This is a genomic window from Hymenobacter gelipurpurascens, assembly GCF_900187375.1.
Classification (GTDB): Bacteria; Bacteroidota; Bacteroidia; order Cytophagales; family Hymenobacteraceae; genus Hymenobacter; species Hymenobacter gelipurpurascens.
In genome coordinates this window covers 2,279,038-2,298,442 of sequence record NZ_FYEW01000001.1, presented here as the reverse complement: position 1 = coordinate 2,298,442, position 19,405 = coordinate 2,279,038, and the positions used below count along the sequence as shown (strand labels likewise).

Here is a 19,405-nt window from a genome sequence, read left to right as displayed (position 1 = left end):
TGTATTCAAGACCATTTCGTTACCTTTGCGCCCCTTATGCTCTCTTTTCGACCTACCTTCTTTGTTCTGTTATTGAGCACGTTGCTGCTCGGCTCTTGCACGGGCTACCAAAAGCTCCTGAAGAGCAGCGACGTGAACAAGAAGTACGAAGCCGCCTTGCAGTACTACGAGAAGGGCGACTACTTTAAGGCCGGTACGCTGTTCGAGGAGCTGATTCCGCTGCTGAAAGGCCGCCCCGAGGCAGAAAAGGCGCAGTTCTACTTCGCCAATACCAACTTCAAGCAGCGCAACTACACGCTTGGGGCCTATTACTTCAAGACCTTCTACGAAACATATCCTAACTCTGCTTTGGCGGAGGAAGCTATGTTCCTGCACTCCAAATCATTATTCCGCGATTCGCCGGAATATCAACTAGACCAGACGAATACGTTCTCGGCTCTCGAAGGCATTCAGGAGTTTCTGAACCGATATCCGGAAAGCAAATTCCGCCAGGAAACGGAGGGGATGTCGTTGGAGCTACAGAAGAAGCTGGAGAACAAAGCGTTTCAAAGCGCCCGCCTCTACTACGATTTGCGCTATTATCAGTCGGCCGTGACGGCCTTCACCAGCTTCCAGCAGCAGTTTCCGTCGTCGGGTTTCAATGAGCAGGCTGCTTACCTGAAGCTTAGCGCCCAGTATGACCTGGCCCGGGAAAGCGTACCGGAAAAGCAGCGTGAGCGATATCTGGAGGCCATTGCCTTCTACCAGAGCTTCGTAGATACTTATCCGCAGAGCAAAAACCTCAAGGAAGCTGAGCGTATGTATGATACCTCCCGCACGGAGGCAGACAAGCTTAAGCCTGCTGAAACAACTGCCGCAAAGTAAGCTGCTAGTTATGTGGTTGATTTGTTGGCCAGCGCCTACGGGCCGATGGACAGCAATATGCCAACTCCATAAAAAAAACAGCACATTAGTACATCAAAAATCAGCACATCAGAAGATCAAGCCATATGAAGACTCCTAATAACCTCTCCGCTTCCATCGTGACCCGTAATATGTCGGAGTTTGCCAATGAAACCGGCAACGTGTACGAGAGCATTGCTATCATCTCGAAGCGTGCTAACCAACTGGCCGTGAAGCTGAAAGAGGAGCTGAATGGCAAGCTAGCTGAATTCGCTACCACGGTTGACAACCTGGAAGAGGTATTTGAGAACCGCGAGCAAATCGAGATTTCCAAGCACTACGAGCGCCTGCCAAAGCCTACCAACCTGGCTATCGAGGAGTTTTTGGAAGGCAAAGTAATGTACCGCACGCCCGAAGAGGAAGTGCTGCCAGAAGCACCTGCTCGTCGTCCTGAGTAATCGGTCGGTTCTTATAAAACGATATGTCGCTGCACGGGCGTAAGATTTTGCTGGGCGTTTGCGGAAGCATTGCGGCCTACAAATCGGCGCTATTGGTGCGGCTCCTGGTGAAGGCCGGGGCGGAGGTACAGGTTATCCTGACACCCTCGGCCCCGGCCTTTGTTACGCCCCTTACATTGGGTACGCTCTCCAAAAAACCTGTTTTGCAGGGTTTCATCAAGGATGAGCGCGCGGGTGAATGGCACAACCACGTGCACCTGGGCCTGTGGGCCGATGCGCTGGTGGTTGCTCCAGCCTCGGCCAATACGCTAGGCCACCTGGCAAACGGCCTCTGCGACACATTGCTAGATGCCGTGTACCTCTCGGCTCGCTGTCCTGTGTTCGTGGCCCCAGCCATGGATCTGGATATGTACCAGCACCCGGCCACCCAGGCCAATCTTGCCCGCCTGCGCCAGTACGGCACCACCGTCTGGGATTCGCCTTCGGGTGAGCTGGCGAGTGGCCTAGCGGGCCCCGGCCGCATGCTGGAGCCTGAAGAAATAATGACGGAACTGGAGCAGTTTTTTCTATCACAAGGCACGTCATCCTGAGCAGAGCGAAGGACTTTCTCTCGCGAGAACGACTGGCCTAGCGCCTCGTTCAGGCGAGAGAAAGTCCTTCGCTCTGCTCAGGATGACGTGCTGTTATTTATCTGATCCTCGAATGCGCGTCCTTATTACTGCCGGCCCTACCTACGAGCCCCTTGACCCCGTTCGGTTCATCGGCAACCACAGCACCGGTAAAATGGGTTACGCGCTGGCTGAGGCTTTTGCGGCAGAAGGGGCAGAAGTAACGCTTGTAAGTGGGCCAACTAGTCTGCCCGATCCGGCACACCCACGCATTCAGACCCAACGTGTACAGACTGCCGATGAAATGTACGCTGCCGCGGCGGCGGTAGCTCCGGAGGCTGATGTATGGGTGTTTGCGGCGGCTGTGGCCGACTACAAGCCCAAAACTGTTGCCGAAAACAAGATTAAGAAAGACGGCGATACGCTCACGCTGGAGCTAGTGAAGAACGTGGACATTGCCGGTACGCTAGGCCACTCCAAACGCCCTGAACAATATTCCGTGGGTTTTGCGTTGGAGACTACAAACGAGCAGGCCTACGCCCTCGATAAGCTTCGGCGCAAAAACTTTGATCTGGTGGTGCTGAACTCCTTGCGCGATGCTGGGGCCGGTTTCCGCCACGATACCAACAAGGTGACGCTGCTGGAGGCAGGGGGCCAAATCACTACCTTTGAGTTGAAGCCCAAAGCCGATGTGGCCCGCGACATTGTTCAGACAGTTCTTGCCCGCCTCTCTCACCATGCGTAAACTCTCCCTGTTGCTCCTGCTGCTGCCTCTGCTACTGGCTTACCCGGTTCGCGCGCAGGAACTTCTGGCCGAGGTGCGCGTCACGACGGAAAACGTGACCATCTCGGACCGCCAGCTGGTGCAGCAGATGCAGAACGACATGCAGACGTTTCTGAATACGCGCTCCTTCACGCGGCAAACGTATCGTCCGCAGGAGAAAATACGGTGCCGCTTTTTCGTGGGTATCCGCCAGATTCCGCAGAACGGCACGTATGTGGCCACGGTACGTGTACTAAGCACCCGCCCCGTATACGGCACCGGCTACGAAACCAATCTGCTCAGCTTCGCCGATCCGAGCTGGAGGTTCAACTACACGCCACAAAACCCCATAGATTACTCCGAAAACACGTTTGTCGGTAACCTATCCTCCTTGCTGACCTTCTACGCCTATATCATTATTGGCATGGATCAAGACAGTTTTGCATCGCTAGGGGGCTCACCATATTATGATCGGGCGCGGATTGTGCTGTCAAATGCTGCTTCGCAGAACTCAACCAACGAGCAAGACGACGGCTGGAAAGACTTGGGCCCCGATAACCGCTATTGGCTGCTTAATAACCTGCAGGATCCGCAGCTGGAAGCGTTCCGGACGGGTATTTACGCCTACTACCGCCGCGGAATGGATATCTTTATCACGAAGCCGGAGGAAGCTCGTGCCAGCATTGCCACAGCCTTGCAAGGCGTGCAGCAGGCGGTGCAGCGTAGGCCAGGCACGTTGCTGGCACGGTCGTTTTTTACCACCAAATCCGACGAAATTGCCAACGTGTTCCGCAGCAGCCCCGACCAGCAGCAGAAGGTAGCAGTGGCTACATTGCTCTCGGAGGTTGATCCTACTAATTCGGCTAAGTACCAGTCGATTGTACGGCAGCCGTAAGAAAATTTAGTATCTTTTGCGAATAATAGTAGTATCTGACTAAATGAGTTAGTAGCTTTGTTGAAGCTACTATGCCTCCTCTCATGGGCGGTGTAGTAGCTTCTCTCTTTCTCAGCTATGGCCGGCTGCCCGGCCCTCATTTGGAATTGCTATGCTGGTTGACCTGCGCATTCGCAACTACGCCTTGATCGAGCAGCTGGAGCTACGGCCTTCAGCTCTTCTCAACATTATTACGGGTGAAACCGGCGCCGGCAAGTCCATTATGCTCGGCGCCATTGGCCTGCTGCTTGGCAACCGCGCCGACTCGCGTATGCTCTTTGATACGGAGAAAAAATGCGTGATTGAAGGCCAGTTCAACATCTCCAGCTACCAGCTCCAGGACATCTTCGAAGCCGAAGACCTCGACTACGATACGCAGTGCATCTTGCGCCGCGAGATTAGTCCGGCGGGTAAGTCACGGGCCTTCGTGAACGACACGCCCGTAACGCTGGAAACGCTGCGCAACATCGGGGCCAACCTGATGGACATCCACTCCCAGCACGACACGCTGCTGCTCGGCGACGCGGTGTTTCAGCTCAACCTGCTGGACTTGTACGCTGGCCTAGTGCCTACCCGGGCCCAGTACAGCAATGCCCACCGCCAATACCGCAAGCTGGAAGCCGACCTGAAGGCACTGGAAGACCAGGTTGCACAGGCCAACAAGGAGCTGGATTATCACACGTTCCTGCTTAGTGAGCTGGAAGATGCCCGCCTCGATAATGAAAACCAGGAGGAGGTAGAGCAAGAAGTAAAACAGCTGGAGCACGCCGAAGAAATCAAGTATAAGCTGACACAGGCCATGCAAAGCCTAACGGAAAGCGAGTACTGCGTAACCAGTGGCCTAAAGGAAGCGGCCACGCTCCTAGGCCAGGTGTCGGCGTATGCTGATTCATTCAAAGACCTCAAGCAGCGCCTAGATAGCTGCCTGATTGAGCTGCACGATATTTCCGACGAGATTGAGGCCGCCGAGCGTCGTACGGAAGGAGACCCGGCCCGCATAGATGAGCTGCAAGGCCGCCTCAATGTGCTGTATAGCCTGCAGCGCAAACACCAGGTGCGCGATGTAGTGGCCCTGCTGGCCGTTCGCTCCGAGCTGCGCGACAAAGTGGGCTCCGTGCTAAACCTTGATAAGCAGATTTCGCGCCTGCGCCGTGATGTGGAAGCTTCTTTGGCTGCTGTGACCAAGCAGGCCACTCGCCTGTCGGAGTCGCGCCGTAAGGTGTTCCCGAAGTTTGAGAAAGAGCTGGTAGGCCTATTGGCAGAGCTGGGCATGCCACACTCGCGCATTGTGGTGCAGCACCAGGCCAGTGCTCCGGCTGCCAGCGGCATTGATATTATCAGCATTCTGTTTACGGCCAACAAAGGTGCTCAGCCGCAGACTCTGAGCAAGTCTGCTTCCGGTGGTGAGTTTTCGCGCCTGATGCTATGCATCAAGTATATGTTGGCCGACAAAACGGCTCTCCCGACCATTGTATTCGATGAAATCGATACGGGTATCAGCGGCGAAATTGCCGTGAAAGTGGGCCGCATGATGCAGCAGATGGCCCGCAAGCACCAGCTTATTGCCATCAGCCACTTGCCGCAGATGGCCGCCGCCGGCGACGCCCACTACTTCGTGTACAAGGAAGACCGCGCCGACCGCACCGTGAGCCGCATCCGGCCGCTGAATCTGGATGAGCGCATCCAGGAAATTGCCCAGATGATTTCCGGTGCCAATCCCAGCCAGAATGCCTTCCAGAGCGCCCGCGAATTATTGGCTATGCGCGGGGAAGAATTGGTGGGGTAGAAAGCGAAGTTGTGGAATTGTGAATTTGTGAATAGCTAACTTGGCGTCGCCTAACCACTATGGCGCGGTCTGGGGCCAACTGTTGCATCCGAAGCCGCGGCAGGGCCACCTACCTTTCACAACTTCACAAGCTCACAATCTCACCACATGTCCAACAACCTACTGGCTGGTAAGGTCGGCATCATTTCTGGTGCTCTCAACGAAGAATCTATTGCCTGGAAAGTAGCCCTGAAGGCCCACGCCGAAGGTGCCCGCTTTGTGCTCACCAACGCCCCCCTCGCTATGCGGATGGGCGAAATCAACAAGCTTTCGGAGCAGTGCAACGCGCCCATCATTCCGGCCGATGCTACTTCCATGGAGGACCTGGAGAAGCTGTTCAGCGGCACGCAGGAGCACTTTGGTGGCAAAATTGACTTCGTGCTGCACAGCATTGGCATGAGCGCCAACATTCGGAAGGGCAAGCACTACGGCGAGCTGAACTACGAGTGGTACCAGAAGACGCTGGATGTATCGGCGCTTTCCTTGCACCGCATGCTGGCCGTGGCCGAAAAGCAGGATGCCTTCAATGAGTGGGGCTCGGTGGTAGCGCTGTCGTACATCGCGGCGCAGCGGGCTTTCCTTGACTACACCGATATGTCGCAGGCCAAAGCTATGCTCGAGAGCATTGCTCGCAGCTACGGCCAGCGCTTGGGTAAGCTGAAGAAAGTGCGCGTGAACACGGTTTCGCAGTCGCCTACCAAAACCACGGCCGGCACCGGCATCAGCGGTTTCGATGCGTTCTACGAGTACGCCGACCGCCTTTCGCCGCTGGGCAACGCCCCCGCCGAAGCGTGCGCCGACTACTGCATTTCGCTGTTCTCGGACCTGACTCGCTACGTGACCATGCAGAACCTCATGCACGACGGCGGTTTCAGCACCACCGGCATCTCGGAGGAAATCGTGGAACTGATTACGAACAGCAAGGCCTAGGCCAGTCGTTGTTAGCGAAGAGGAAGCCCGGCCAATTTGGTCGGGCTTTTTTGTGCTTGGGAGCTAGTAGAAGAAGCGGTTCAGGATTACAGACACTTCTTTGTAGGAGCGCAGGACTTGGAATTCGACCCCAATTTTGTAGTGAATATTGAAGCTGTACATGAGCTGCCCCCTAAGCTGCCAGTAACCGGGCCATCGAGTGGCCAGCGCATAGCCAGTAAGCCCAAACGAATCGGGCAGGAACTCGCCTCGCACTCCCATGCAATAACCCGCTCTTGAATTGAGACGCGTCTCGTGCAGGCCCGTTGAGCGGTACCGGCCATACCCTACGCCAACTAGCAGATCGGGTAGGCGCACGCCGCCAATGCGGTAAAACCCTACGTCGGCGGTAGCCAAGTAACTGCTAAAATCGAGGTCAGTGGCCGCGATACGCAGCCGTTGGAATACTAGGTTTTCCCGGAAATGCAGGCGTTTCCTGGGAAACAAAGGAGGTAGGCTTAGAGTGGTCGTCAGGGCATGATTCCGGCTCAGATTAGTGCGATAGTTCACCGTGGCAGATACCGGTTTCCCAAACAGGCCTTCGCCAAATACCTGTATGGATCCGCCCACGGGGGTATACAGCAAACCGCTGGAAAGGCCGGTAGCCAATTTTGGCAGAACGCATAAGTCGCAGTAGTAGAGGCCCGGTGATTCCAGGAGCCGCACCACTATGTTACTGCCAGCCGCTACCCGCAATTCCTGGGACTGATAGCCAATGGAGGAAACCTGAAGCATCACGCTGTCGGTGCCTGCCTCTAGGCTTAGCGTAAAACGGCCGTCAAATTCGGAGGAGATGCCATTAGAAGTGCCTTGCTGCAAAACAGTGACGCCAGGTAGGCCTAGGCCAGTCTTGTCGTCGAATACACGGCCGGTTACTTGTGGCTGTTGGGCTAGAGACTTGACTTGTAAGAACAGGGACAGACAAAGCAGTAGCAGTTGTTTCATGAGAGGAGGGTATGCCTTTCAGATGCACTATCTACCCGGATTCCATACCGCAGCAACAGAAATTCTAGGCCTAAGCCCCGAACAAAGTATTGATCCTAGGTCGGTCGTACTCCAGAATCCAGCGGTTATAGGTTTCGTACAGAGGATGTAAGGAAGCTGCAGTAGGGCCAAGTACATCTACGCCGCGGTCGTCATAAATGTGAAAAAGAAGACTTGTGCGCTGATTGAAAAAATATGTTTCTCCATGCAGTGTATTCAGGTGTTTGCGGGAGCGAAAATCCTGATGACTAATCGCGCGTAGAATGGCTGCGTAAGGCAACTGCGCCGCAGTAGTAGTGGCGCTTGCTCTCTGCCAACGGCCTGATTGAAAGTGTTTTGGATACGGATTTCCAATGCGTTGAAAGAATAGCTGATTTTTAGAGCGCTGCAATTGACGGAGTAAATAATTGCTATGCTTAATTCGAAATCTTTTGCCGCGCCATTGTTGATAAACAACTAGAATAGGAGTGTAGCCCGGCGCTCAACTTCTCGGAAATATTCATCGTCAGGGGAAGGCGAATCATTTTGTAAATCGAAGCGAATACCTACTGGGCACAAATAAAACAGAGGAGCACGTAAGGAAAGGCCCGGATAATAATGCTGTAGGAATTCAGAGAAAGGAGAAGCCATGAGTGGCTGGTGTGGCGCCGGGGAGATGAGATGGAAGCAGTGCTCACTTACATTATTGGGTCGTTCCACTGTGGCAACGTTCCCGACATCGTTTGCACGAAAATACCTGGTGCAAGGCGGCCAAAAGCTGTGGGCATTCTGATAAGTTGCCGGCCCACCTACCGCGCCCACCATGAAATTTATAGTGCTTCTGTTGCTTAGCTGGCTCACGCTAGGCCAGTCGTTTGCCGCTGACCTGGTAGTGGCGCAGGATGGCAGCGGGCAGTTCCGGACAGTGCAAGCCGCCATTGATGCCGTCCCGAACCAGTCGCAGAAGCAGGTGGTGATTCGCATCAAGCCCGGCGTGTACAAGGAAAAGCTGGTCGTATCGGCACTGAAAACGCATATTTCCCTGATTGGTGACGATCAGAATGCGACTATCCTCACTTTCGATGACCACACTGGCAAAGGCGACATCAACACTTACACGTCGCACTCGGTCCTCATTCAGGGCAACGACTTCCGGGCCGAAAATCTCACGTTTCAGAACACGGCGGGCCGCACGGCCGGGCAAGCCGTGGCCTTGCACGTAGAAGCCGACCGTTGCGTGTTCCATAATTGCTGGATTCTCGGCGACCAGGATACCCTGTTTCTGGCAACGGACCACACCCGCCAGTATTTTCAGAATTGCCACATCGAGGGCACTACTGATTTCATCTTCGGGGCCAGCACGGCGGTATTTGATAAGTGCGTGGTGCTGAGTAAAAAGAACTCGCATATTACGGCGGCCTCTACTCCGCAAGGACAGGCCTACGGCTTTGTGTTTCTGAATTGCCGACTGCTGGCCGATACTGCGCAGGCCACCAACGTATCATTAGGTCGGCCCTGGCGGCCGTATGCCAAGGTGGCCTATCTGAATACATACATGGGCACCCACATCCGGCCCGAGGGCTGGGACAACTGGAAGAACCCGGAAAACGAAAAAACGGCCTTCTATGCCGAGTACCGCTCCAGCGGCCCCGGTGCCGCCGCTACCCGGCGCGTGGCATGGTCTCGGCAGCTTACGGCCAAGGAAGCCAGGCACTATACGCTCCAAAACATCTTTGCCAGTCAGCAAGCCTGGAACCCTGTTAAGCTAAAAAAGTAACTCCCGACTGGCCTAGGCCAGTCGGGAGTTACCGCGTAAACTACAAAAGGTAGCAAGCAGCCGTTAGTGGCTTTCTTCCTCCACCGATTCGTCGGCCTGCGTGGTAGCCTCATAGGTGTCGGCGTACTTGAAATCATCGAGCCAGTAGGCGGAGCTAACAATTTCCAGGGTAACAGACTTGTCGTCTTTTTTCACGGTGCGCAGCTGCCACACAATGTCCTGGGCTTCGGGAAAACTAGTGCCATCGAGTTGCTCATGGAACAAGCGTTTCAGCAGCGTATTGTCGGGCATGCCTTGAGCGAGCAAGCGCAAGAGAGGGGCCTCTGGGTTCGTATCGAAAAGGGTAAGGTCGGGGGCCTCCACGGCCGTGAGCTGTACCTGAAACTGCACGGCTTCCGTGCGCGGAAACTTGCCATTGTAGGCCTCATAGAGCAGCTGAGTAGCCTTGAAAAAGCCTTGGTGCTGGCCTAGCTGCGGGTTCTCTTCCCAGAGCTTTTCCGTAAGCATCTGGTGAGCTAGGTTTTCCGTTTGGCCCTCATTGAGTTCCTCCGAAAACAGGTAGCCCAGCACAAGCTGCGCGGCTTCGGTGGGCTCCAGATCCGTCAACGACATCAGGCACATGGCTTTCAGCTCGGCGGGCTCAATCTCCTCGGGGTTGTCGTAGTTCATTTGGCGAAGCAGCTCGAGGTAATCCTGGTTGTTCCAAGAATTCGGCAGCTCGCTGAGGGTATCAAAAGAAAGGCGCTCTACGGTGAAGTTGTGCATGAAATGGGTGTGCTGGAGTTTTCGGCCGATGGTGGCCCGGCAGGCGGCTGTGCCACACTGCGCTAGCGGGTATACGGCTGAGCTCAGCAAACACTCATGTGGTAGGCCACTATTGTGCAGAATCCTAGGCCACTTCTCCGGTGTCAGCCAGCTGCTGCAAGAGGCGCATGGCTTTTTCAGCGTCGTGCACGGCCACAAAAATATGATCGTGATAGAAGGCGGCTACCACGTTGCAGCTGATGCCGGCGCTGCCCAGTACCTGCGCAAACGCTGCCATCAGGCCCACCGCTTCCAGGGCTGAGTGCACCGTTAGCGTTATCCAGGCGGCCCGGAAGGTGTAGGCCAGGTGCAGCCGGTCGGCGGTAATTTGGGGCAGGATGAGCGTGATGCCTTCCTTTTCCCGAAAAATACCTAGGCACTCCTCAAGGTCTAGGCCACTTAGAGAGGCTACCGTGCAATACACATAGGTGCCCGGCTGCAGCTCCGGCCGCATGGTGCGCAGCAGCTTCGCCAGGTTCGCTTCGCCGATGGACATAGTAGTCGGGGGTAAATCAGCAGCCAGGGCACTTAGCGCGTAGGAGCCGTAATGGGTTTCGCTCGAAAGAACTCGTCGACTTTCTGGTTGAATTCGGTGGCGTGCTCCTGCAAAGTCGCGTGGCCACTGTTGGGGACTATCCAGAGCCAGGCGCGCGGCAGATTATGGTATATGGCTAGGGTATGTTCTGCCCGAATCACGTCTCGGTCGCCAGCAATGATGAAAGCCGGAGCTTTGACTTGTGCCAGCGAAGCCAAAGAAATGTGCGGGTGGCGCCAGTCAAGCAGAAATACCTTCCAGTCGTTTCGGCGGCTTGGGTCGGTGAACGTTTGCGTGCGGCCTTCCTGGTAGCCCCGTTTCATTTGCTGCCACACCTCCGGCACCAGGGCCGTAGAGTCGGGCCAGAGGTTAGCGCCGGTGGCGGCAAAGCGTTTCACTTTCTCCGGATGGCGCTGGGCTAGCAAGAGCGCCGTGATGCCCCCGTCGCTCCAGCCTAACACGTAGGCCGAGTCGAGGTGCAATTGGGTGAGCAAGGCCGCGCAGTCGTCGGCCATCATCTCAAAGCTCAGCGAGTCGGAGCGGTCAACGGATTTGCCGTGCGCCCGACTATCCAGCGCTAGTACGCGGTAGTGCTTAGCGAAGTAGGGAATGGTTTTCTGGAAGGCTTTGCTGCTCCCGCCGTTACCGTGGAGTAACAGCAGAGTTGACCCAACACCGTACGTTTCGTAGTACAGCTTCACGCCGCGCACCGTAGCGTATTTTCCCGCAGTAGGGTTATTGCCATAAGGCACCACCTGGCCTAGGGCCAGGCGGGTGAAGATCAGCAGAATCAGTAGCAACGAGTAACGAGCCATGTATCCAAGCTAGCGCTTTTGAGTGATTGATGTCAACCTAAGCTTCTCACCTACCGCTTCTGCACATACAACAGGGTAGACTGGTTGGAAGGCCCGTATTTGTCGTTCATCAGGAAGTAGCCGCCTTTGTAAGCAGCCAGGCCCTCCCAGTTGTAGGTCATGTACTCGCGGGGCAGCTCAAACAAGGGTTTCCAGCTGACTTTGCCCCGCTTATAGCGCAGGCTGATCAAGCGGCAATAGTTCTCATACTTGCCACCCTGCAGCACCAGTCGGGTGTTTGGGTCGGCAGGGGTTGGGCGATATACCTTATCGTCGTCGCCGTTGTAGAAGTAGTTGATGGCCGTGAAGCAGTTCTTGCCTTCGTACACCAAGTCTGTCACGCGGAAGGGTAGCCGGGCTACGGGCACGTACTGCGGAATGTCGGGCAGGTCGGTGGCGTCAGGGATGCGGAGGGCGTAGTTGTCGTGCGTGAAGTAGTTGTATTCAAATAGCAAAAGCAGGCTCTTGTTGTAGCCCGTAGCTGCCTCGAAGCCGGCGTTATGAATGTGTGAGCCATCAGTGAGGGCGGGTTTGGCCAGCGGCACCAGGTAGCGCGTGTCGATGGTAATGGTGGCGCCGGCATCGTCTACGGTACCCTTAATCAGGTAGCAGTAGGCCGAGGGCGTGGTCGTTTCGATGGTAAAATAGGCCGTGTTACCTACCATGGTCAGCCCCTCCAACCCTTCGTACACCTGGCAGATACTGTCGATATGGGCCCTGATTTTGTCCAGGTTTCGGATGCTGTACTTCCTGTAGGCCACCTCCCGTGACTTCTGCGCCAACTGGCCGTCAAGGCTGACCAAATCTACAGCGTATACTTTGGCCTCGGCGCGCTCCTGTAGCCGGCTCTCCCCAAGCAGAAACAGCTGACTGCCCCGAATAAAAAGGCCGGAAAACTGATTGTTGCGGTCCGCAATTTCCTTGGGCAATGTAATAGTGCGGGCGATAAACGGCGGCTTCTGAGCCGTAGCGCAGAGGCTGGCACTTAGCAAGGCTACCAGCAGAAAGTATCTCATAGTGGCAAGGCGAATCAGCCCTTAAAGGTATGACCAAGCACATAGTTGGCAACGGTAGTCTGGCAGCCTGAGCTTATAGGGTTGGGCCTAGGCCAGTATAATGCGCTTTGGGGCCATTTCTGCGTTGTAGTCATGTAGTACCTGCCGCAGAATCTCCATGTCGCGAGGGCAGTGCTGCGCAAATTCATCCCAGTTCGTGAGGGTCAGTTGCTCTGGCATTTCCACGATGGCCACAATGGAGTCCCAAAAGGCATCCCAGCTAGGGCCATACCACCCTTCAAAGCCCAGCTTTTCCTTGAACAACTGGTGTATAGCTACTTTGCTGGTGATGCCGGTCAGGTCTAGGGTCATGGTAGGAGTGATGATATGCCATTGATATGGCTTAAGGAGCAAACAGGATTACATCTGTTTAGCCGCATCAATTGGGTCAAGCAGTAAACTCACGGGAAAGTGTATCTGCTCATTAGTATAAATGCGCCAAGTACTTTCACTTACTAAGGCATATACTTTATTCACTCCGGTGAACTTAAGATGAGTATAGAGTAGCTCTCTAAAGTCGTCAGAGTCCCAGTCAACACCTATACCATTCCCAAAATCCCTAATTTCTGTTTCAAGAATAATCCTACGGTTAGCTATTTCTAGTTCAACATTATAAAAAGCAAATAGGGGAGCAATACGCTCATATTCTACTGGTCCTCCCATAATCGTTTCAGTATATGGGAGCTTATCAAGCTTGATGATAGCATGAAGTGTGACAAGCATAGCAAAAGATAATACAAGCTTTAAAATTTCGCTTACGCTGCTGTATCGCCCACCTCATCCTCATCGTCTACCATCACCCGGGCTAGTTTCTCAATATTGAGACTGCGGGCCGAAGCGTCGAAGATTTCGCGGTAGGTGCCGCGCATGTCGTAGAGCTCTTCGTGGGTGCCGCTTTCCACCATGCGGCCCTGCTTCATCACGAAGATGCAGTCGGAATCCACGATTTGGGCGAGGCTGTGGGAGATGATGACTACGGTGCGGCCTTTCTTGATGGCTTCCAGGCTGTTCTTGATTTGCTCGGTGGCAATGGCATCGAGGGAGGCGGTGGGCTCGTCGAGGAAGATGATGGGCGGGTTTTTCAGGAACAGCCGCGCAATGGCAATGCGCTGCTGCTGCCCCCCGGAGAGCTGCTGAGCATCCGACTCGTACTGTTTCGGCAGCTGCATGATCTGCTCGTGCAGGTAGGCCTGTTTGGCGGCGGCCTGTATCTGCTCGAAGGTGGCATCCATCACGCCGTAGCGGATGTTTTCCTCAATGGTACCTTTGAAAATGTGGTTTTTCTGGAGCACTAGGCCTATTTGCTGGCGCAGGGCGTGGGTGTCGTAGTCGGCCAGGGGCTTGCCGTCAAGGAGCATTTTGCCGTGGTCGGGCTCGTAGAATTTGCAAAGCAGGTTGATGATGGTGCTTTTGCCGGCGCCCGACAGGCCTACGAGGGCGGTAGTTTTGCCTTCCTCAATGGTCAGACACACATCATAAAGCGCCTGGGTGCCGCTGGGGTAAGTGAAATCCACGTTGCAGATTTCGAAACGGCCGCGCAGGTGGTCGGGCTGCAGCGTGCCGGTTTGCTCGGTAGCGTCTTCGGCGTCGAGAATATCAAAGAAGCCCTCGGAGTAGGTGAGGGCGTCGTTCATCTCATCGTAGATGCGGTGCAGCTGCCGGATGGGCGCCGATACGTTGTTGAACAGCAGAATATGGAACATAATGGCCCCTATGGAAATCTGCCGGTCCAGCACCAGATAGGCCGTCAGGATGATGATCAGGACCACGCCGATTTGCTCCGTAAACGTCTTGAGGCCATCATAGCGGAAGTTGACTTTGCGCGTCTGCAGCTGGGCTTCCTGCAGGTTCTGCTGTAGGCCTGCCTGCTTCTGCTCCTCGTAGTCTTCGCGCACAAAGCTCTTGATGACCACCGCCGAGTCGATCAGGTTCACGAGGCCCTGGCTTTTGGCTTCGCGTAGGCCACGCAGAGCGCGGCGGGTGCCATTGAGGCGGTCGGCCTGGCGGTAGCTCAGCCAGAAGTAGACCGGCAGCACTGCTACGGCCACCAGGCCTACATACAGGTTGTTCATGAACATGACCACCAGCGCCACAATGGCGTTGGCGAACAGCGGCAGAATATCAATAAAGAAGTTTTGTACCAGCTTCATCAGGCTCTCCACGCCTCTATCAATGCGGGTCTGGAGCTTACCGGTTTGGTTGCCGTTATCAGCATAGAAGCCTAGCTCGTAGCCCAGCACCTTGCGCACCGCATCCTGGGAAAGCGTGCTCGATACGCTGATGCGGATTTTCTCGCCGTAATACTTCTGTCCGAACTGGATGAGCGTGTTTATCAGCTCCTTGCCCAGCAGCAGCCCACTCACCAGCAGTAGCAGGTTCATGCCTTCCGCCAAGCCTTTGCCCTGGTCGAGGAGCCGTTGCACGGTATCCACGGTGTAGCGCAGCACAAATGGGTTTACCTGGGCTGCCAGAGAGCCCACCAGTGTGAGCAGCAGCGTACCAATAACCAGCGTGCGGTACGGGCGGACGTATGGGAGTAGACGCTTAATAATTTCCCAGAGACTCATGCAGAATTAGCTAGGTGAGGGGTAGCCGGTTAGACGAGCGTTGGGGGAGTGGGGTTATGAGAACTTCTTGCAGGGAAACGTCATGCAGAGGCGCAGTTGAAGCATGACGTTCTCTTACTCTAACACCGCATAGTGGTTCATCTCCTGGATACTTGTGTAAAACGGCTTCACCAGCTGGAAAAATGCCCCAAACTCCGGGCTTTTGCGGAAGCCATTGAGGTGCCGCTCCACGGAGGTCCACTCGATGCGCCAGATAAACAGCGTCGGGTCTTCTTCACAGTGTGTGAGCTCGTAGTTGAGGCAATCGGGGGGGGCGGCCAATAGCTGGTGGGCGCTACGGATGGCTTCAAGGAAGGCCGGCTGCTGCTCTTCAGCAATACGGTAGCGGATGTATTCAATGGTCATGGCAGTAGCTCACAGGGTACACTTGAGAAGTTACCCTTTTCGCTCCGTTTTCTGCAGAAACTTAATCAAAGCCGGGAAGTAATGCTGCGGGTCGTCCCACATGGCGTAGTGCGAGCCTTCAGGGCAGATATAGGCTTGGCAGCTCGGAATGCGCTTCTGCATGTAGGCAATATCCTCCACCGGTACGAAGTCGTACTTCGAGCCGATAACCAGCGTAGGCGGTTTGATAGAAGCCAGCCGCGACTCAAAATCCCAGGATACCATAGTGGGCAGCATAATGGCAGCATACGTCCGGATAATGTGGGCCTGGCTGCGCGTGAAGATGGGTGGCTCAGGTTTCAGGCGCATCATGTGCAGGCTACGGAATTCGGTTTGCACGGCGGGCGTGATGTGCGCCGACAGTGTCCGCAGCCCCATGGTGTCTAGGCCAGGTACAGTCTTGCCATCCTTGGCCGCGTGGCGCCGAATGATGTCGGCATACTGGCTGTAGCGGTTCTTGTTGAACACGGTGGCTTTGTAGCCGATATCGGAGGTGATTAGGCCCTTTAGGTGCTGCGGGTACTTAGCGGCGTATTCTAGCGCCAGCATTCCGCCCCAGGAGTGGCCTAGGAGGTAGAACTTCTCCAGCCCCAAGCCCTGGCGCACCTGCTCTATCTCCTCCACAAAACGCGGAATGTTCCAGACGCTTTTGTCCTCGGTTTTGTCGGAATGGTAGGAGTTGAGTTGGTCGTAATAATAAATTTCAACGCCTTCCTTGGCCAGATGCTCCGGGAAATTCTCGAAGTACTCGTGGGTGTTGCCGGGGCCGCCGTGCAGTAGCAGGAGCTTTATTTTACCCTCTCCAATCTTTTGCGTCCAGACTTTGTACTTGCCATCCACGGATATCATCTTCACGCCCGGCGCATTCATTTTCGCAACATAACTGCTATCGGGTGCCTGGGCGCTGGCTAGGAAGGGCAGAAGAAATAGCAGACAGGAGAATAACGCTTGGCGGAAGGGCATAAGGTAGCGGAGCAAGAAAAGATAGAAGCAGAAAGGCCCACGCTAAGGTGAGCTTGGGCCCCCGAATATGAGGAACCTGGGCAACATCCTTGTGGTAAATCCTCAAAAGTCTACGAGAGGGCGCGTTTTTGTTAGATCAACATATCGAAGCTGGCTGCGGCATCTGACTGACCGGGATAAATACGTACTACAAATCCTGAAAGAAATGGTAGAATTTCAGCATTTATCCTGATTCAAAAATCGTTGCAAATCAGGAACTTGGTAGCCGGAAAACAGAAAAAAATATGCTGACCAGACTTTTGCACCAAGCCGGATTCTTCTCCATTCAGTGGGACGCTTCTACATCTGATCAGGTAGCGGGTACTACTTACGTGCGCGCTAGCCCAAGAGAGATGCTGCGCGTGTTTGTGCCCGCCAGTGGCGGACAGATTGAGTTGTATGCCGGAAGCCTGTTTGCCGGAAAGCTACGTTACCGCGGCCCGGTGCGTAACGAAGCCGAACTGCTGCGCTTACTGGATAACAAGTACAACTACATAGCCGCATAGTTAGTGGTGTATTGCTAGGCAACTATACTGATAGCTTACCGAAAAAGCCTCCCATAAATATGGGAGGCTTTTTCACGCCTAGTCAGACTGGCCTAGGGTGTGTGGACAGTAAGCAAAAAGAACGTGATGCTGAGCGAAGTTGAAGCATCTCCATCTCTGGATAATCAACTGGCCTAGAGAAGCGGTAGAGATGCTTCGACTGCGCTCAGCATGACGTTCTTTTGTTAACTATCCTTGGCGGCCTGCCTCTAACCTAGCGCAGGCTTTTGCCGCGCAAATCCCAGTGGCTGGATTTTACCTCCAGGCTGCCGGGCTGGCGCTTGATGGTGCGCGTGTACCGCTCGCCGGCAATGAGGCCATTGGGGCGGCGCTTGCCAAAAAACAGCGTGACCGGCTCGCCGTGTTCGTTGGTTACAAACGTGATGTCGTAGCCTTTAAACACGTCGTCGATGCTAGTGGAAGGCTCAAATGTTTTGCTGAGTTTCTTATCTAGTTCGCGATGCAGTGGCATAGGGGGTAGCAAGTGAGTTCGGTATTTTTACGGCGGCATTTCAAGGCTGGATAAGGCGGACCAGTAAAAAAGCAAAAGCTCAACCAGGAGTTGAAAGCTGCCTCCGGTTGAGCTTATGAGGTATTTTGGTGGGTTCGCAGGGATAGTTTTAAACCTGGCCTACGCAGTTTGCTATGCTCCCCAAAGTTTATTCCGTAGGCCACTGTCCGTGGTCAGGCAGCCAAGCAATCGGGCTTTGGCTATGGGCCTGCTGCACCGCGCTGCACCAGGAAAAGCCGTGGCAGATATTTCGTACGCAACGCCTCGGCCATTCCGGTTACTTTAGCTTCTGAAGCTTCTTTCCAATAACCAACTCAGATGCATAAACTAACCTTACTCACGTTGGCCGGTAGTCTGGCCTTTGCAGCACCCGCACTGGCCCAGCAAGCCGAGAAAATGGATCAGGCGGCCTTGGCTAAGATCAAGGACGAAGGAATGAACCGTTCCAAAGTGATGGAAACGGCCTTTTACCTAACGGATGTGTGCGGCCCGCGCCTCGCTAACTCTGATGGCCTTAATCGGGCTAATGAGTGGACGAAGAAGCAGCTCACCAGCTGGGGCCTCGTGAAAGCCAACGTGGAGCCCTGGGGCACTTTCGGCCGCGGATGGGACATCGAGAAGTCATATGTAGCCATGACGGCGCCGTATTACCACACCCTCATCGGCGCGCCCAAAGCCTGGACGCCCAGCACCAACGGCTCCCTGAAAAAGCAGGTGGTGGTGCTCAAAGCCACTACGGAAGCTGAACTAGATAAATACAAAGGCCAGCTGCGCGACAAGATCGTGCTGCTGGACGTAGCCAACCCGCCCAAACCCAGCTTCGAACCCGATGCCAAGCGCTACACCGACGACGAGCTGAAGAAAATGGCCGACTTCAAGCCCGAAGCCACCGCCGCCAAGCCGGATGAGGCCGAAATGGAGAAACGCATGGCCCAGCGCCGCACCATGATGGCTCTGCGGACCAAGATGTCGGATATGATATTGAGCGAAGGTGCGGCGGCCATCCTGAGCACCCGGGGCGGCTCCGATGGCACATTCTTCACCTCCAACGGCGCGCCTTACGCCGCCGATGCCAAGCCCGTGCTGCCGGAGCTGGAAATGTCTCCTGAAGACCAGTTGCGCCTGATTCGCCTCTCGGAGGCCGGTATTCCGGTAGAAATAGAGCTGGAAACCCGCACACGTTTTCAGGATAAGGACCTGAAAGGCTACAACGTAGTAGCCGAAATCCCCGGCACCGACCGGAAGCTGAAAAGCGAAGTAGTAATGCTGGGCGGCCACCTCGACTCTTGGCACGCCGCCACCGGTGCCACTGATAACGCCGCCGGCTGCGCTATCATGATGGAAGCTGTGCGCATTCTGAAAGCTACCGGCGTGCAGCCGCGCCGTACCATCCGGATTGCCCTGTGGGGCGAAGAGGAGCAGGGCCTGTTCGGCTCGCGCAACTACGTGAAAAACCACTTCGCCGACCCTGCTACCATGAAGCTGCTGCCGGAGCACGAGAAGCTGGCTGCTTACTTCAACCTCGATAACGGTGCCGGCAAAATCCGCGGCATCTACGCCCAAGGCAACGAGGCCGTAGCGCCCATCTTCCAGCAGTGGCTGCAGCCCTTCGCCGACCTAGGCGCCACCACCGTTACCACGCGCAACACCGGCGGCACCGACCACCTCTCCTTCGATGCCGTAGGCCTGCCGGGCTTCCAGTTTATCCAGGATCCCCTGGATTACGGCTCTCGCACCCACCACACCAACATGGACACCTACGAGCGCCTCCCCGCCGATGACCTTAAGCAGGCCTCGGTGTTGGTAGCTTCCTTCGTGTACCAAGCCGCCATGCGCGACCAGAAGCTGCCCCGCAAGCCGCTTCCTGCCGCTAAGCCGGAAACGCAGCGCCTCTAGGCCAATAGCCTCA

At 55.2% G+C, this 19,405-nt stretch carries 21 protein-coding genes and 1 pseudogene; 10 read left to right on the top strand and 12 right to left on the bottom strand.

What is annotated here, in order from left to right; all coding sequences use genetic code 11:
- Window positions 1-36: 36 nt before the first annotated feature.
- The 7 genes from CFT68_RS09755 (at window position 37) to CFT68_RS09725 (ending at window position 6,400) form a co-directional block, all read left to right on the top strand.
- Entirely contained in the window at window positions 37-864 is an 828-nt protein-coding gene (locus tag CFT68_RS09755) for an outer membrane protein assembly factor BamD (protein ID WP_088843242.1), read from the top strand.
- 125 nt (window positions 865-989) lie between these two features.
- Window positions 990-1,340, top strand: a complete 351-nt coding sequence (locus CFT68_RS09750) for a DNA-directed RNA polymerase subunit omega (protein ID WP_088843241.1) — start codon at window positions 990-992, stop codon at window positions 1,338-1,340.
- Window positions 1,341-1,363: 23 nt separating this feature from the next.
- Entirely contained in the window at window positions 1,364-1,930 is a 567-nt protein-coding gene (locus CFT68_RS09745) for a flavoprotein (protein WP_088843240.1), read from the top strand.
- A gap of 112 nt (window positions 1,931-2,042) precedes the next feature.
- Window positions 2,043-2,693, top strand: coding sequence for a phosphopantothenoylcysteine decarboxylase domain-containing protein (locus CFT68_RS09740; protein WP_088843239.1), 651 nt, complete (start codon window positions 2,043-2,045; stop codon window positions 2,691-2,693).
- Window positions 2,686-3,606: a type IX secretion system protein PorD gene (gene porD, locus CFT68_RS09735; RefSeq protein ID WP_170934753.1), complete on the top strand. Its 921-nt coding sequence runs from the start codon at window positions 2,686-2,688 to the stop codon at window positions 3,604-3,606. The genes CFT68_RS09740 and porD overlap by 8 nt, the downstream gene beginning before the upstream one ends.
- 151 nt (window positions 3,607-3,757) lie before the next feature.
- Complete coding sequence (gene recN / locus CFT68_RS09730) at window positions 3,758-5,431, top strand: DNA repair protein RecN (RefSeq protein ID WP_088843237.1); 1,674 nt, start codon at window positions 3,758-3,760, stop codon at window positions 5,429-5,431.
- 147 nt (window positions 5,432-5,578) lie between these two features.
- The gene (locus CFT68_RS09725; protein ID WP_088843236.1) at window positions 5,579-6,400 is read left to right on the top strand and encodes an enoyl-ACP reductase FabI; all 822 of its coding nucleotides are present in this window, start codon (window positions 5,579-5,581) and stop codon (window positions 6,398-6,400) included.
- 63 nt (window positions 6,401-6,463) lie between these two features.
- Here the strand turns inward: CFT68_RS09725 and CFT68_RS09720 are convergent, their stop codons facing one another.
- Both CFT68_RS09720 and CFT68_RS22485 read right to left on the bottom strand, forming a co-directional pair.
- Window positions 6,464-7,384 (bottom strand): carboxypeptidase-like regulatory domain-containing protein, encoded by a 921-nt coding sequence (locus CFT68_RS09720; RefSeq protein WP_088843235.1) that lies wholly within the window; start codon window positions 7,382-7,384, stop codon window positions 6,464-6,466.
- 70 nt (window positions 7,385-7,454) lie between these two features.
- Window positions 7,455-8,053 (bottom strand): annotated as a pseudogene (locus CFT68_RS22485) (DUF3885 domain-containing protein).
- Window positions 8,054-8,225: 172 nt separating this feature from the next.
- On the opposite strand from CFT68_RS22485, the gene CFT68_RS09710 reads away from it, so the two are divergent.
- Entirely contained in the window at window positions 8,226-9,179 is a 954-nt protein-coding gene (locus tag CFT68_RS09710) for a pectinesterase family protein (protein WP_088843233.1), read from the top strand.
- Window positions 9,180-9,242: 63 nt separating this feature from the next.
- On the opposite strand, the gene CFT68_RS09705 is transcribed toward CFT68_RS09710, so the two are convergent.
- The 9 genes from CFT68_RS09705 to CFT68_RS09665 all read right to left on the bottom strand — a co-directional run bounded on the left by CFT68_RS09705 (window position 9,243) and on the right by CFT68_RS09665 (window position 16,401).
- Window positions 9,243-9,944: a hypothetical protein gene (locus CFT68_RS09705; RefSeq protein WP_088843740.1), complete on the bottom strand. Its 702-nt coding sequence runs from the start codon at window positions 9,942-9,944 to the stop codon at window positions 9,243-9,245.
- Window positions 9,945-10,068: 124 nt separating this feature from the next.
- On the bottom strand, window positions 10,069-10,479 hold the full coding sequence (locus CFT68_RS09700) for an ACT domain-containing protein (RefSeq protein ID WP_088843232.1): 411 nt from the start codon (window positions 10,477-10,479) through the stop codon (window positions 10,069-10,071).
- 32 nt (window positions 10,480-10,511) lie between these two features.
- Window positions 10,512-11,333 carry an alpha/beta fold hydrolase gene (locus CFT68_RS09695; RefSeq protein ID WP_088843231.1) on the bottom strand — a complete coding sequence of 274 codons (822 nt, stop codon included), beginning with the start codon at window positions 11,331-11,333 and terminating at the stop codon, window positions 10,512-10,514.
- 50 nt (window positions 11,334-11,383) lie between these two features.
- Window positions 11,384-12,388: a hypothetical protein gene (locus CFT68_RS09690; protein ID WP_088843230.1), complete on the bottom strand. Its 1,005-nt coding sequence runs from the start codon at window positions 12,386-12,388 to the stop codon at window positions 11,384-11,386.
- Window positions 12,389-12,475: 87 nt separating this feature from the next.
- Entirely contained in the window at window positions 12,476-12,739 is a 264-nt protein-coding gene (locus CFT68_RS09685; protein ID WP_088843229.1) for a barstar family protein, read from the bottom strand.
- 48 nt (window positions 12,740-12,787) lie between these two features.
- Window positions 12,788-13,150, bottom strand: coding sequence for a hypothetical protein (locus tag CFT68_RS09680; RefSeq protein ID WP_088843228.1), 363 nt, complete (start codon window positions 13,148-13,150; stop codon window positions 12,788-12,790).
- A 32-nt stretch (window positions 13,151-13,182) separates the two neighbouring features.
- Complete coding sequence (locus CFT68_RS09675) at window positions 13,183-14,994, bottom strand: ABC transporter ATP-binding protein (RefSeq protein WP_088843227.1); 1,812 nt, start codon at window positions 14,992-14,994, stop codon at window positions 13,183-13,185.
- A gap of 114 nt (window positions 14,995-15,108) precedes the next feature.
- Entirely contained in the window at window positions 15,109-15,399 is a 291-nt protein-coding gene (locus CFT68_RS09670) for a putative quinol monooxygenase (RefSeq protein ID WP_088843226.1), read from the bottom strand.
- Between the two features lie 30 nt (window positions 15,400-15,429).
- A complete protein-coding gene (locus CFT68_RS09665; protein ID WP_088843225.1) occupies window positions 15,430-16,401 on the bottom strand; it encodes a proline iminopeptidase-family hydrolase in 972 nt (323 codons plus the stop codon).
- A 284-nt stretch (window positions 16,402-16,685) separates the two neighbouring features.
- Here CFT68_RS09665 and CFT68_RS21500 point away from each other — a divergent pair, with 284 nt between their 5' ends.
- Window positions 16,686-16,946: a hypothetical protein gene (locus CFT68_RS21500; protein WP_141106507.1), complete on the top strand. Its 261-nt coding sequence runs from the start codon at window positions 16,686-16,688 to the stop codon at window positions 16,944-16,946.
- A 253-nt stretch (window positions 16,947-17,199) separates the two neighbouring features.
- On the opposite strand, the gene CFT68_RS09660 is transcribed toward CFT68_RS21500, so the two are convergent.
- Window positions 17,200-17,457 (bottom strand): hypothetical protein, encoded by a 258-nt coding sequence (locus CFT68_RS09660; RefSeq protein WP_088843224.1) that lies wholly within the window; start codon window positions 17,455-17,457, stop codon window positions 17,200-17,202.
- Between the two features lie 357 nt (window positions 17,458-17,814).
- On the opposite strand from CFT68_RS09660, the gene CFT68_RS09655 reads away from it, so the two are divergent.
- A complete protein-coding gene (locus tag CFT68_RS09655) occupies window positions 17,815-19,392 on the top strand; it encodes a M28 family metallopeptidase (protein ID WP_088843223.1) in 1,578 nt (525 codons plus the stop codon).
- Window positions 19,393-19,405: the final 13 nt, after the last annotated feature.

What these genes read in the sequence shown, in the direction of transcription:
- CFT68_RS09755 (WP_088843242.1), top strand. Translation starts at nt 37, where the DNA reads ATGCTCTCTTTTCGACCTACCTTCTTTGTTCTGTTATTGAGCACGTTG.
- CFT68_RS09750 (WP_088843241.1), top strand. Translation starts at nt 990, where the DNA reads ATGAAGACTCCTAATAACCTCTCCGCTTCCATCGTGACCCGTAATATG.
- CFT68_RS09745 (WP_088843240.1), top strand. Translation starts at nt 1,364, where the DNA reads ATGTCGCTGCACGGGCGTAAGATTTTGCTGGGCGTTTGCGGAAGCATT.
- CFT68_RS09740 (WP_088843239.1), top strand. Translation starts at nt 2,043, where the DNA reads ATGCGCGTCCTTATTACTGCCGGCCCTACCTACGAGCCCCTTGACCCC.
- porD (WP_170934753.1), top strand. Translation starts at nt 2,686, where the DNA reads ATGCGTAAACTCTCCCTGTTGCTCCTGCTGCTGCCTCTGCTACTGGCT.
- recN (WP_088843237.1), top strand. Translation starts at nt 3,758, where the DNA reads ATGCTGGTTGACCTGCGCATTCGCAACTACGCCTTGATCGAGCAGCTG.
- CFT68_RS09725 (WP_088843236.1), top strand. Translation starts at nt 5,579, where the DNA reads ATGTCCAACAACCTACTGGCTGGTAAGGTCGGCATCATTTCTGGTGCT.
- CFT68_RS09720 (WP_088843235.1), bottom strand. Translation starts at nt 7,384, where the DNA reads ATGAAACAACTGCTACTGCTTTGTCTGTCCCTGTTCTTACAAGTCAAG.
- CFT68_RS09710 (WP_088843233.1), top strand. Translation starts at nt 8,226, where the DNA reads ATGAAATTTATAGTGCTTCTGTTGCTTAGCTGGCTCACGCTAGGCCAG.
- CFT68_RS09705 (WP_088843740.1), bottom strand. Translation starts at nt 9,944, where the DNA reads ATGCACAACTTCACCGTAGAGCGCCTTTCTTTTGATACCCTCAGCGAG.
- CFT68_RS09700 (WP_088843232.1), bottom strand. Translation starts at nt 10,479, where the DNA reads ATGTCCATCGGCGAAGCGAACCTGGCGAAGCTGCTGCGCACCATGCGG.
- CFT68_RS09695 (WP_088843231.1), bottom strand. Translation starts at nt 11,333, where the DNA reads ATGGCTCGTTACTCGTTGCTACTGATTCTGCTGATCTTCACCCGCCTG.
- CFT68_RS09690 (WP_088843230.1), bottom strand. Translation starts at nt 12,388, where the DNA reads ATGAGATACTTTCTGCTGGTAGCCTTGCTAAGTGCCAGCCTCTGCGCT.
- CFT68_RS09685 (WP_088843229.1), bottom strand. Translation starts at nt 12,739, where the DNA reads ATGACCCTAGACCTGACCGGCATCACCAGCAAAGTAGCTATACACCAG.
- CFT68_RS09680 (WP_088843228.1), bottom strand. Translation starts at nt 13,150, where the DNA reads ATGCTTGTCACACTTCATGCTATCATCAAGCTTGATAAGCTCCCATAT.
- CFT68_RS09675 (WP_088843227.1), bottom strand. Translation starts at nt 14,994, where the DNA reads ATGAGTCTCTGGGAAATTATTAAGCGTCTACTCCCATACGTCCGCCCG.
- CFT68_RS09670 (WP_088843226.1), bottom strand. Translation starts at nt 15,399, where the DNA reads ATGACCATTGAATACATCCGCTACCGTATTGCTGAAGAGCAGCAGCCG.
- CFT68_RS09665 (WP_088843225.1), bottom strand. Translation starts at nt 16,401, where the DNA reads ATGCCCTTCCGCCAAGCGTTATTCTCCTGTCTGCTATTTCTTCTGCCC.
- CFT68_RS21500 (WP_141106507.1), top strand. Translation starts at nt 16,686, where the DNA reads ATGCTGACCAGACTTTTGCACCAAGCCGGATTCTTCTCCATTCAGTGG.
- CFT68_RS09660 (WP_088843224.1), bottom strand. Translation starts at nt 17,457, where the DNA reads ATGCCACTGCATCGCGAACTAGATAAGAAACTCAGCAAAACATTTGAG.
- CFT68_RS09655 (WP_088843223.1), top strand. Translation starts at nt 17,815, where the DNA reads ATGCATAAACTAACCTTACTCACGTTGGCCGGTAGTCTGGCCTTTGCA.